This window comes from Streptomyces sp. NPDC039424 (genome assembly GCF_055639495.1).
This window is the reverse complement of record NZ_JBVKAI010000001.1, coordinates 406,184-418,216: the sequence shown is the minus strand read 5'-3', so window position 1 is coordinate 418,216 and position 12,033 is coordinate 406,184. Positions and strand designations below refer to the sequence as shown.

At 72.3% G+C, this 12,033-nt stretch carries 10 protein-coding genes and 1 tRNA gene; 9 read left to right on the top strand and 2 right to left on the bottom strand.

The window, feature by feature from the left end; all coding sequences use genetic code 11:
* The first annotated feature begins 14 nt into the window (after nucleotides 1-14).
* Complete coding sequence (locus ACZ7L0_RS01980) at nucleotides 15-452, top strand: MarR family winged helix-turn-helix transcriptional regulator (RefSeq protein WP_471240429.1); 438 nt, start codon at nucleotides 15-17, stop codon at nucleotides 450-452.
* Nucleotides 453-471: 19 nt separating this feature from the next.
* The gene (locus ACZ7L0_RS01975; RefSeq protein WP_471240428.1) at nucleotides 472-1,023 is read left to right on the top strand and encodes an isochorismatase family protein; all 552 of its coding nucleotides are present in this window, start codon (nucleotides 472-474) and stop codon (nucleotides 1,021-1,023) included.
* 9 nt (nucleotides 1,024-1,032) lie between these two features.
* Here ACZ7L0_RS01975 and fdhD read toward each other — a convergent pair whose 3' ends face one another.
* Complete coding sequence (gene fdhD, locus ACZ7L0_RS01970) at nucleotides 1,033-1,881, bottom strand: formate dehydrogenase accessory sulfurtransferase FdhD (RefSeq protein ID WP_471240427.1); 849 nt, start codon at nucleotides 1,879-1,881, stop codon at nucleotides 1,033-1,035.
* 211 nt (nucleotides 1,882-2,092) lie between these two features.
* On the opposite strand from fdhD, the gene ACZ7L0_RS01965 reads away from it, so the two are divergent.
* The 6 genes from ACZ7L0_RS01965 to ACZ7L0_RS01940 all read left to right on the top strand — a co-directional run bounded on the left by ACZ7L0_RS01965 (nucleotide 2,093) and on the right by ACZ7L0_RS01940 (nucleotide 7,498).
* Complete coding sequence (locus ACZ7L0_RS01965) at nucleotides 2,093-3,421, top strand: OFA family MFS transporter (protein WP_471240426.1); 1,329 nt, start codon at nucleotides 2,093-2,095, stop codon at nucleotides 3,419-3,421.
* Nucleotides 3,396-3,524 (top strand): MFS transporter small subunit, encoded by a 129-nt coding sequence (locus ACZ7L0_RS01960; protein WP_471240425.1) that lies wholly within the window; start codon nucleotides 3,396-3,398, stop codon nucleotides 3,522-3,524. Before ACZ7L0_RS01965 ends, ACZ7L0_RS01960 begins: the two co-directional genes overlap by 26 nt.
* Before the next feature lie 137 nt (nucleotides 3,525-3,661).
* The gene (locus ACZ7L0_RS01955; protein ID WP_471240424.1) at nucleotides 3,662-4,609 is read left to right on the top strand and encodes a beta-ketoacyl-ACP synthase III; all 948 of its coding nucleotides are present in this window, start codon (nucleotides 3,662-3,664) and stop codon (nucleotides 4,607-4,609) included.
* A gap of 156 nt (nucleotides 4,610-4,765) precedes the next feature.
* Complete coding sequence (locus tag ACZ7L0_RS01950) at nucleotides 4,766-5,443, top strand: GntR family transcriptional regulator (RefSeq protein WP_471240423.1); 678 nt, start codon at nucleotides 4,766-4,768, stop codon at nucleotides 5,441-5,443.
* A 212-nt stretch (nucleotides 5,444-5,655) separates the two neighbouring features.
* On the top strand, nucleotides 5,656-7,215 hold the full coding sequence (locus ACZ7L0_RS01945; protein WP_471240422.1) for an aldehyde dehydrogenase family protein: 1,560 nt from the start codon (nucleotides 5,656-5,658) through the stop codon (nucleotides 7,213-7,215).
* A 198-nt stretch (nucleotides 7,216-7,413) separates the two neighbouring features.
* A tRNA-Leu gene (locus ACZ7L0_RS01940) sits at nucleotides 7,414-7,498 on the top strand.
* 107 nt (nucleotides 7,499-7,605) lie between these two features.
* Here ACZ7L0_RS01940 and ACZ7L0_RS01935 read toward each other — a convergent pair.
* A complete protein-coding gene (locus tag ACZ7L0_RS01935; RefSeq protein WP_471240421.1) occupies nucleotides 7,606-8,862 on the bottom strand; it encodes an MFS transporter in 1,257 nt (418 codons plus the stop codon).
* Nucleotides 8,863-9,834: 972 nt separating this feature from the next.
* Here ACZ7L0_RS01935 and ACZ7L0_RS01930 point away from each other — a divergent pair.
* Complete coding sequence (locus tag ACZ7L0_RS01930; protein ID WP_471240420.1) at nucleotides 9,835-12,024, top strand: elongation factor G; 2,190 nt, start codon at nucleotides 9,835-9,837, stop codon at nucleotides 12,022-12,024.
* Nucleotides 12,025-12,033 lie beyond the last annotated feature (9 nt).

Genomic DNA, 12,033 nt, shown 5'->3' with positions numbered 1-12,033 from the left:
GGTAGGCTGCCACCATGGCCGAAGCCCCCCTCACCGCGATCCGCTCCCTCCCCAGCTGGCTCCTCGGCCGGGCGGCAGCCCGCGGCCGGGCCCTGGTCGCCGAGGCGCTTGCGGCGCAGGGCATGAAGATGTGGCACCACGTGGTGCTCTCCGCCGTCCGCGACCTCGCCCCCGTCGCCCAGGCCGACCTCGGCCGTGGCATCGGCCTCGACCCCAAGGACCTGGTGGGCGTCCTCAACGACCTCCAGGCCGCAGGCCTCGTCGTCCGCGCGCCGGACACCAGGGACCGCCGCAAGAACGCCGTCTCCCTAACCGACGAGGGCGCCCGGCTGCTCACCCGCTGCGAGGAGGCGGCCCGCGAGGCGAACGACGCGCTGCTCGCCCCGCTGTCGGCGGCCGAACGTGACCGGTTCATGGCCCTGTTGATCCGGATTTCCGGTACGGAGGGCTGACGGCGGCTAACGTTCCGTCATGACCGCACCTCTCGCCCTCGATCCGGCGCGCACCGCACTCGTCCTCGTCGACCTGATGGACCGCATCGTCGCGCTGCCCCTGGAGCCCCGCAAGGGAACCGAAGTCCTGGTCACCGCCGAGCGGCTGGCAACCGCCTTCCGCTCGGCCGGCGCACCCGTCGTACTCGTCCGCGTCGAACGCCCCGGCGTCGCCGACCAGCCGCCCGGCAGCGGACTGGCGGCCGGTCTGCCCCGGGACGGTGACCTGGAGATCGCGAAGCGGACGATCGGCGCCTTCCAGGGCACGGACCTCGACGCCCAGCTGCGCCGGCGCGGTGTCACCACCCTGGTGTTCGGAGGCATCGCCACCAACCTCGGCGTCGAGTCCACCGCCCGCGCCGCCGCCGACCTCGGCTACGACCTCGTCTTCGTCGAGGACGCCATGGCCGCCTTCACCGGCGCCGAGCACGACGCCTCGGTCGCGCTGGACTTCCCCCGGTTGGGGACGGTGGTGCGCGCGGACGGGGTGCGGTTCGTGACCGGCCGAGCCGGTGGAGCAGGCGCGGGGTGACTCAGGCGGTCAGCCCTGGGTGGTGGCGGCCCGCAGAGAGATGCGGGCCTCACCCGCGTACACGTTCATGGAGCCGCCGCGCAGGAATCCCACGAGGGTCAGCCCGGTCTCGGCGGCCAGGTCCACCGCCAGCGAGGACGGCGCCGAGACCGCCGCCAGCACCGGGATGCCCGCCATCACGGCCTTCTGCGCCAGCTCGAAGGACGCCCGGCCGGAAACCAGCAGGATGGCGCGGGACAGGGGCAGGTCCCCGTTCTGCAGCGCACGGCCGACCAGCTTGTCGACCGCGTTGTGCCGGCCCACGTCCTCCCGTACGTCCAGCAGCTCCCCGTCCTCGCTGAACAGGGCCGCCGCGTGCAGTCCGCCGGTACGGTCGAACACCCGCTGGGCGGCCCGCAGCCGGTCGGGGAGACTCGCGAGCAGCTCCGGCTCGATACGGAGCGGGGGAGTGTCGGCGATGGGCCAGCGGGTCGTGGTGCGGACCGCGTCCAGGCTGGCCTTGCCGCACAAGCCGCACGAGGAGGTGGTGTACACGTTCCGCTCCAGCGTGAAGTCGGGAAGCGCGACGCCCGGCGCGGTCTTCACATCGACCACGTTGTAGGTGTTGAAGCCGTCTGCCGTCGCCCCCGCACAGTAGACGATGTTCAGCAGATCGGATGCCGTCGCCAGGACGCCCTCGCTCACCAGGAATCCCGCGGCCAGCGCGAAGTCGTCGCCCGGCGTGCGCATGGTGATCGCGAGCGGTTTGCCGTTGAGCCTGATCTCCAGGGGCTCCTCGGCGACGAGCGTGTCCGGACGGGTGGAGGCCGCCCCGTCCCGGATGCGGATCACCTTGCGCCGTTCCGTGACTCGTCCCATGTCCTGATCAGCCCCGGTTCTGTGCGTTCTGGCAGCCGAATGGCCCTTGATGCGGAGATTCTCATTCTCCTGCACGTGCAGCAGGAGGTTGTAGCCCACCCTCGGCCAGGGGCGCCCGGCGACCGTTCACCGCATCCTGGATACCGTTCATCGCATACGGTCGACGCGCCTCCTTCTCAACCCCCTGTGCCGCTGCCTACCTTCCGGGATCATGAGCAGCCCCCCTGTCGCCCCGCCGGGCTGGAGCCGCTGGCTCGTGCCGCCCGCCGCTCTCTCCGTCCATCTCTCCATCGGCCAGGCCTACGCCTGGAGCGTCTTCAAGCCGCCTCTCGAATCCGCGCTCCACCTCGACGGCACCGAGAGCGCCCTGCCCTTCCAGCTGGCTATCGTGATGCTCGGCCTGTCGGCCGCGTTCGGCGGCACGCTCGTCGAACGCAACGGGCCGCGCTGGGCGATGACCGTGGCGCTCCTGTGCTTCTCCTCGGGTTTCCTGCTCTCAGCGCTCGGCGCGCAGACGCAGCAGTACTGGCTGATCGTCCTCGGCTACGGCTTCGTCGGCGGGATCGGCCTCGGCATCGGCTACATCTCGCCCGTCTCCACTCTGATCAAGTGGTTCCCGGACCGGCCCGGCATGGCCACCGGCATCGCCATCATGGGGTTCGGCGGCGGCGCGCTGATCGCCTCGCCGTGGTCGGCGCAGATGCTCGACTCCTTCGGGACCGACCACTCCGGGATAGCGCTCGCGTTCCTCGTCCACGGTCTTTCGTATGCGATCTTCATGTCGCTGGGCGTCCTTCTGGTCCGGGTACCGCGCACCGACGCGTCCGCCGGCCGTGGCCCGAGCTCCCTCCAGGGCGTCCAGGTGTCGGCCCGCAGCGCGGTGCGCACGCCCCAGTTCTGGTGCCTGTGGATCGTGCTCTGCACCAACGTGACCGCCGGCATCGGCATCCTCGAAAAGGCCGCCCCGATGATCACGGACTTCTTCGCCGGCACCTCCACGCCGGTGTCGGCCTCCGCGGCCGCGGGCTTCGTCGCCCTGCTGTCGGCGGCCAACATGGCGGGCCGTATCGGCTGGTCGTCGACCTCCGACCTGATCGGCCGCAAGAACATCTACCGCGTCTACCTCGGCGTCGGGGCACTGACGTACCTGCTCCTCGCACTGGTCGGCGACTCGTCCAAACCGCTGTTCGTCCTGTGCGCGCTCGTGATCCTCTCCTTCTACGGCGGAGGCTTCGCGACGATCCCCGCCTATCTCAAGGACCTGTTCGGCACCTACCAGGTCGGCGCGATCCACGGCCGGCTGCTCACCGCCTGGTCCACCGCAGGCGTCCTCGGACCGCTGATCGTGAACTGGATCGCCGACCGGCAGGAGGCGGCCGGCAGACACGGCTCGTCGCTGTACGGCCTGTCGTTCGCGATCATGATCGGGCTGCTCGTCGTCGGGTTCGCCGCCAACGAGTTCGTCCACCCCGTCCACGCCCGCCACCACATCCCCGCCCCGAGGGAGGCCGCCGATGTCCAGCGACACCAGTCCGCCTAGCCGCCGGGGGCTGATCGCCTTCGCCTGGCTGTGGGTGGCCGCGCCGCTGGGGTACGGCGTCTACGAGCTCGTACAGAAGGCGACGCAGCTGTTCACCGGGTGAGTCCTCGGGCGTCCGAGGGTCTGACGGAAGCCGACAACCCGGGAGCTCGTTTCCTGTGGCTTCACCTGCCGTCGTACCCGTGAGTCACTGTCCAGACTGGTGGATCCCGCTGTCCACGGAAACGAGGGGGATCCCAGTTGAACGGCACGCGCATCACCGCCATCGGCCACCACCAGCCCGCCAGGGTGCTCACCAACGAGGACCTGGCGGGCATGGTAGACACCAGTGACGAGTGGATCCGCAGCCGGGTGGGCATCCGCACCCGGCACATCGCCGGTCCCGACGAGCCGGTCGACGAACTGGCCGCGCACGCCGCGGCCAAGGCCCTCGCGGCGGCCGGCCTGACCCCCGGCGACATCGACCTCGTCCTGGTCGCCACCTCCACGGCGATCGACCGCTCCCCGAACACCGCCGCCCGGGTCGCCGCCCGGCTCGGCATCCCGGAGCCCGCCGCGATAGACGTGAACGTGGTGTGCGCCGGCTTCACCCACGCGCTGGCCACCGCCGATCACACGGTCCGCGCCGGTGCGGCGAGCCGGGCCCTGGTCATCGGAGCCGACAAGATGTCCGAGGTGACCGACTGGGCCGACCGCAGCACCTGTGTCCTTGTCGGGGACGGGGCGGGGGCCGTCGTCGTCGAGGCGTGCGCACCGGGGGAGGAGCCGGGCATCGGGCCGGTGCTGTGGGGGTCGGTGCCGGAGATGGGGCACGCGGTCCGGATCGAGGGCACACCGCCGCGGTTCGCGCAGGAGGGGCAGAGCGTCTACCGCTGGGCCACCACCCGGCTCCCCGCCATCGCCCGCCGGGCGTGCGAGCGGGCCGGGATCACCCCCGAGGAACTCGCCGGGGTCGTCCTGCACCAGGCCAACCTGCGCATCATCGAACCCCTGGCCGAGAAGATCGGCGCCGTCAACGCCGTGGTCGCGCGCGATGTCACCGAATCGGGCAACACCTCCGCCGCCAGCATTCCGCTCGCCCTGTCCAAGCTGGTCGAGCAGGGCGCGCTCTTCAGCGGTGACCCGGTCCTGCTGTTCGGCTTCGGCGGCAATCTTTCGTATGCCGGACAGGTCGTACGGTGCCCCTGAGATCACCAGTCTCGCGCCCGGGCTCACGGTCTACGGCTGGTTGTGCACCGTAGGCCGCAGACTGTAGACGAAAGACAATCACTGCCGGGCGTCCATGGCATACAGGCATCGCATACCGTCCACGGCGGACGGCATGCCGAGTAAGGGGGGACCGCGATGTTGTCGACCGGACTGCCGCAGGGAGCAGTGCCCAAACTCGAACGGCCCGGCCCGCTGCGCGACCGCGTCTACGAGGCGCTGCTCGAGCTCATCACCACCCGTGCGCTCCAGCCCGGCCAGCACCTCGTCGAAAGTGAGCTCGCCGGGCATCTCGGCGTCTCCCGGCAGCCGGTGCGCGAGGCCCTGCAGCGGCTGAACACCGAAGGCTGGGTCGATCTGCGGCCCGCCCAGGGCGCGTTCGTGCACGAGCCGACCGAGGAGGAGGCCGACCAGCTCCTGACGGTCCGTACGCTGCTGCAGGCCGAGGCGGCCCGGCTCGCGGCCGCGCACGCGGACGACGACGGCATCGCCGCCCTCAAGGAACTGCTGCTCAAGGGAAGGTCGGCCGTCGCCAACCGGCACTTTCCCAGCGCTGTGGCCCTGAACAGCCTGTTCCACGCCAAGATCATGGAGTTGTCGGGCAACGCGGTGCTCGCCGAGCTGGGACGGCAGGTCGAGCGCAGGGTGGGCTGGCTCTACACGCCGGTGGCCCCCTCGCGCGGCGTGCAGGCCTGGAAGGAGCACGAGCGGCTGGTCGAGGCCATCGCCCGCCAGGACGAGGAGCGCGCCGCCCTGCTGATGCGCGAGCACACGGAGCTCACCCGGCGGTCCTACCGCGAGCGCGACAGGTCCTGACCGCCGGCGGACCGCGGGCCCGCACCCGAGTCCCGGAACAGCACCACGAGGATGGGCGTCACACGGCCCGCCGCCGTACGCCCCGTCGGGCACGCGGCCGCTCCCACGACGTACGACGGCCCCGCCCGAGCCCGCGTCGAAGCGCGCTCAGGCGCCGCGGGCGACCCTGGTCACACCCCGCCCCGAGCGTGCACGAGAGCGGAGCTGACCCCATGGCACCCACCCTGACCCGCACCCGCCCCCTCATCCTGAAACCGGGCACGTCCTGGAACGACGCCTGGCAGCGCTGCGCCGCCGTCGCCCCCGAGGCCTTCCGCGACGACCGCGTCCTCAACCTCTTCGGCGCCGCCTGGCGGGCCGAGGGGCGGGCGCTGCCCGCGACCACCCCGGTCGACGGCAGCCCCATCGCGGGCGCGCCCCGGCTCGACCGGGACACCGCCCGGCAGGCGGTACGTGCCTCCCTCGACCAGCACCGCGCCTGGCGGCACGTCCCTCTCGCCGAGCGCCGGGCCCGGGTCGCGGCCACCCTCGACGCCCTGACCGAGCACCGGGACCTGCTCGCCCTGCTGCTCGTCTGGGAGATCGGCAAGCCCTGGCGGCTGGCACGGGCGGACGTCGACCGGGCGATCGACGGCGTGCGCTGGTACGTCGACGGCATCGAGCCGATGACCGACGGCCGGACCCCGCTGGACGGTCCCGTGTCCAACATCGCCAGCTGGAACTACCCGATGAGCGTGCTCGTGCACGCCATGCTGGTCCAGGCCCTGGCCGGCAACGCGGTCATCGCCAAGACGCCCACCGACGGCGGTGTCGCCTGCCTGACCCTGGCCTCGGCGCTGGCCGCCCGCGAGGGCGTCCCCGTCACCCTCGTCAGCGGCAGCGGCGGCGAGCTGTCGGAGGCGCTGGTGCGGGCGCCGGAGATCGGCTGCGTCTCCTTCGTCGGCGGACGCGACACCGGCGCCGCGGTGGCCACGGCCGTCGCCGACCTCGGCAAGCGGCACGTCCTGGAACAGGAGGGACTCAACACCTGGGGCATCTGGAACTTCTCCGACTGGGACGCGCTCACCGCGGTCGTCCCCAAGCTCTTCGACTACGGCAAGCAGCGCTGCACGGCCTATCCCCGCTTCGTCGTCCAGCGCGCCCTGTTCGACGAGTTCCTCGACGCGTACCTCCCGGCGGTCCGTACGATCCGGGTCGGCCACCCGCTGGCCGTCGAGGAGCCGGGCGACGACCTCCCCGAGCTGGACTTCGGCCCGGTGATCAACGCGGCCAAGGCCAAGGAGCTCACGGACCAGGTCACCGAGGCCGTCGACCGCGGCGCGGTCCCGCTGCACCGGGGCCGGATCGCGGACGCCCGCTTCCTGCCCGGCCAGGACACCTCCGCGTACGTCCAGCCGGTCACCCTCCTCAACCCGCCCCCGTCGTCGCCGCTGCACCACGCGGAGCCGTTCGGCCCGGTCGACACCATCGTCCTGGTCGACACCGAGGCGGAGCTGCTGGCCGCGATGAACGCCTCCAACGGCGCCCTCGTGGCCACGCTGTCCACGGACGACCGGGCGACCTACGAGCGGCTGGCCCCGCAGATCCGGGCGTTCAAGGTGGGCCACGGCAAGCCGCGCTCGCGCGGAGACCGCGACGAGCTGTTCGGCGGCTTCGGCGCGTCCTGGCGCGGCGCCTTCGTCGGCGGCGAGCTGCTGGTACGCGCGGTCACCCGGGGCCCGGCCGGAGAACGGCTGCCCGGGAACTTCCCGGACTACCAGCTCCTGCCCTGACGGGCGGCCGGCGCGCGGCCCCGGGCCAGCGGAGAGTGAGGCCCCGCTCACCTCGGGTGAAAGGGCGGGGACGCGGGTGGCCGCGGCCCTCCGTGGCCCCGCCCACACGACGGATACGCAGGTGAAACGCACTCCGAAACCTTGGTATTGTTGTCCGTGTCGCCGCGGGGGAGACCCCGGCACGGCGGCAGACACCTGGTCCGGGTGGCGGAATGGCAGACGCGCTAGCTTGAGGTGCTAGTGCCCTTTATCGGGCGTGGGGGTTCAAGTCCCCCCTCGGACACTTCTGGGAAGGGTGCCGACCGGTTGCCGGTCGGCACCCTTCGCGTTGTCGGCGCTTCCGCGCGGTCCGTGTGGCCGTGAGCCCATGGTGTCCGTGCGCTTGGCCCGTCAGCCCGAGAGCTTGCCGATCTCGGCCGGTGACTCCCCGAGGAACGGCTGTCCCCGGCGGGCCAGGCTCACCAGCGCCCACAGGGCGGAGGCCAGCGGGACGGCGCCGGAGAGGATCACCTGGCCGCGGCTGGAGACGAGGCCGTTCGGGGTGCCGAGGACGAAGCCCAGGCCGATGCAGATCCTGGACAGGGCCTGGTAGCAGGCCCAGGCGCTGCCGTGCACCTCGGCCGGCACCTGGGTGTGGACAGCATTCCGCAGACCGACATTGCATACACCATTGCCGAACCCGCCCAGCAGGAACAGCGGGAAGATCACCGCGGCCACCGGCAGGAGCCCGGCGAGCAGCAGCCCGAGGGAGATGCCCAGCACGCCGCCCAGGATGAGCGCGGTGTGCCGCGCCGACCAGCCCGCTCGGCCGGCCAGGAGCGCGCCGGGGACGCTGCCCAGCGCCCAGGTGGCCAGGAAGAGCCCGAAGACGGTGTCGTTGCCGTCGGCCACGTCCCGCAGATAGAAGACACCGGCCACGGTCTCGACGCTGGTGGCCAGCATCGCCGCCGCGAGCGTGGGCAGCAGCAGGCCCACCACCGGGGCGTCGCGCAGGGCGCGGTAGCCGTCCGAGAGCTTCGCGGCGGGCCGGCGGCCGAGCCCCACGTCCGCACGGCGCGGGACGGCCAGCGCGGTGCACGAGGCGAGGACGAGGAACGACAGGGCGTCGGCGCCCAGCAGGAACGCGGTTCCCCGCACCGAGTGCAGGAAGCCCGCCAGCACCGGGCCGATCAGCCCGGCCGCCGACAGCCCCGCCGTGAGGAGGCTGTTGGCTCGCCCCGTGTGCTTCTCGCCCGCGACCGCCGGCAGCATCTTGAATCCGGCGGTCACCGACGCCACACCGGCCAGACCGGACAGGGCGATCAGTGCGACCCGCAGGTGGAAGCCGTCCACGGCGGCGGCGACACCGAGGGACAGCGCCTGGACCGTCAGCGCCCACAGGCACACCGACCGGGCGCTGAGCCGGTCCACCAGGGCCCCGACGAGGGGGGCGGCGAGGACGGTGGGGATCAGTTCGGCGAGGAACACCTCCGTGACCCCCCAGCGGATGCCGTGGTCCGCCGCGTCCAGCACCATGCCGAGGGAGGCGAGGGAGTCGCCCACGCGTGAGAAGAGCGTGCCCGCGATCAGTACCAGGGCGGGCGCCGGGAGCACCGGGCCGCGGCGCAGCGTGGCGAACCTCGTCTTCCGCGTTTTGTGCGTGTCCAATCGAGTCCAATCCATCCGCTTGCCGTGATCATTTCAAGGCTGCCTGCGGAACAGATTAGGCCTGCTCGCGGAGCGGGAGGGCGTCGACCGGCCACCCCCGCACAGCGTCCGGGACAGCGGCGACGCCAGCCCGTCCCGGGTGCGGGGATCCCGCCTTCTCGGCCATGTCCGGCACGGCGAGGAGGACCGCCTCAGGTGTCCCGGACGCCCGGAACGCCGGGCGCCCGTGGCCGTCGCCGTCACCGGGGCCCAAGGCCACCGCGGCGCAACTGCCGTGTGCCGGCCGTGTGATCAGCTCATGGAGACCGGTCGACCGGTTTTTCCGGCCACCGCCCGCCGGTGTCCTGTGAGCGACGTACGGCCATCGCTTTTCAGACATGTGCGGGCGTCGCGGGGTCCTTCCCGCGGGCGGGTGCCGGTCCGGCGCGCCGGGAGGGCCAACGCGCAGCCGGTGCCCGGAAGTTGTCCGACGCCTGTCGGATGAATGACCGGAAAATGCCGGGCCGGTGGAACGAATTCCCGGAACAGCACGGAGAAACGGGGCCGAACGGGAATCTGCGGGATTTCTCCGCGTGTTCGGGAACTTCGGCAATACCGGAAGCCGAAAAAAATCACGTGCCGCCGGTCGGCCGCCCTCCCTACACTCACGGTGCACCGCGCGCCGCCACCGCAGGCCGCGCGCCGTTCGTGACCAGTCGACGAGTGAGGGGAGCCGGGCCGTGCGTGACCACGCCGCCGTCGCCGCTCCCCGTTCCCGGTACGAGGTGATCCTCGTGTCCTCGTCCCCCCGGTGCCCGCAGCGCGGCCGGCACCGGAAGCCCGTGGCACACGGCTGAGGCAATTCCGCTCTCGCACGCCTGTCCGTCGCGTCGACGGCTGGTAGCGACCGCCATTGACGGCTGGTCAGTTTTGGTCTGCCCGGGAATCGCGCCGCCCCATTCCGCACCGTATCCATGCGAAAGGCATCGGGCCATGCGCACCGTACCCCGTCCTCACCTCACCACCCCGTCGGCCGCCGTCCGCAACCTGGGCATCCTGGCCCACGTCGACGCGGGCAAGACCACCGTCACCGAACGGATCCTGTATGCCACCGGCACCACGCACCGGCGCGGCGAGGTCCACGACGGCACGACCGTCACCGACTTCGACCCCCAGGAGCGCGACCGGGGTATCACGATCTTCGCCGCCGCGGTCAGCTGTGCCTGGGACGGGCACCGGATCAACCTGATCGACACGCCGGGCCACATCGACTTCGCCGACGAGGTCGAGCGCTCACTGCGCGTGCTCGACGGCGCGGTCGCGGTGTTCGACGCCGTCGCGGGGGTCGAGCCGCAGAGCGAGTCGGTGTGGCGGCAGGCCGACCGGCACGGCGTACCGCGGATCGCCTTCGTCAACAAGCTGGACCGGGCGGGCGCCGACCTCGACGCGGCCGTCGCGTCCATCCGGGAGCGTCTGCACCCGGCCCCGCTCGTCGTGCAGTTGCCGATCGGCTCGCAGGACGCGTTCACCGGCGTGGTCGACCTGGTGCGCATGCGGGCGCTGGTCTGGGCCGACGGCGGTGACACGGCCGAGGAGGGGCCGGTGCCCGAGGCGTTGCGGGAGGAGGCGTGGCGGCGACGACGGGCGCTGGAGGAGGCCGTGGCCGAACTGCATCCGGCGGCGATGGAGGAATTCTGTATGCAGCCGACCGCCGGGGTGTCGACAGTGTCGACGGCCGCGACGTCGACCGTATCCGGGACCACGTCGACTGTATGCACCGGCACGTCGACCACCGACACCTCCACGCTGTCCACGCTGTCGACACCCACCCTCCTCACCGCCCTGCGCGACCTGACCCGCACCGGCGACGGCCTGGTCGTGCTCTGCGGCTCGGCCTACCGCAACCGCGGTATCGAGCCGCTCCTGGACGCGGTCGTGGCCTACCTGCCGTCCCCGCTGGACGTCCCCGCCGTACGCGGGACTTACGACGGTGCCGAGCAGACGCGCCCCGCCGACCCGGAGGCCCCGTTCGCCGCGCTGGCGTTCAAGGTGAACGCCACCGCCACCGGGCGGCTGACGTACGTCCGTGTGTATTCGGGCACGATCGAGAAGGGAGACACCGTGTGGGACCCGGGCACGCGGCGCACCGAGAGGGTGGGGCGGATCCTGCGGGTGACGGCCGACCGGCATGCCCCATTGGACCGGGCGGTCGCCGGGGACATCGTCGCCGTGGTCGGACTGAAGTCCGCCCGCGCCGGATCCACCTTGTGCGATCCGGCGGCTCCGCTCGTCCTGGAGCCGCCCGTGGTCGCCGACCCGGTGGTGTCCGTGGCCGTCGAGGCCCGCTCGGGCTCGGACACCGGACGTCTGGCGTCGGCGCTCGCGCGGTTGGCCGAGGAGGATCCGTCGCTGGTGGTGCGTACGGACCCCGAGACCGGCCAGACGGTGCTGTCGGGCATGGGTGAACTGCACCTGGAGGTCGCCGTGGAGAAGATCCGCCGGGACGGAGGGACGGAGGTCACCGTCGGACGTCCGAGGGTGACGTACCGGGAGACCGTCGTCCGCGGGGTCGCCGGGCTGGTCTTCCGGCATGTCAAACAGGACGGCGGGGCGGGGCAGTTCGCCCATGTCGTGCTCGACGTCGAGCCGCTCGCGGCCGAACCCGGGGACACCGGCTTCGAGTTCCGGTCGGCCGTGGTCGGCGGCCGGGTGCCGCAGGAGTACGTGCGGGCGGTGGAGGCCGGCTGCCGGGACGCCCTTTCCGAGGGGCCGATCGGCGGTCACCCGGTGACCGGGCTGCGGGTGACGCTGACCGACGGTTCGACGCATGTGAAGGACTCCTCGGAGACGGCGTTCCGCACAGCGGGCCGGCTCGGGCTCCGGGAGGCTCTGCGGGCATGCGCGACGGCCCTGCTGGAACCGGTCGCCGAGGTGACGGTCACCGTGCCCGAGGCCGCCGTCGGCGGGGTGCTCGGCGATTTGGCGGCGCGGCGCGGCCGGGTCACGGGTTCCGAGGCGCGCGGCGGCGCGGCGGTGCTCACCGCCACCGTGCCGCTGGCCGAACTGTTCGGCTACGCGACCCGGTTGCGCAGCCGGACGCAGGGCCGGGGCACCTTCACCGCCCGGCCCACCGGTTACGCGCCGGCCCCCGCGTCGGTCACGGCGGCGACGACGGAGCGGTAGCCGGCACGC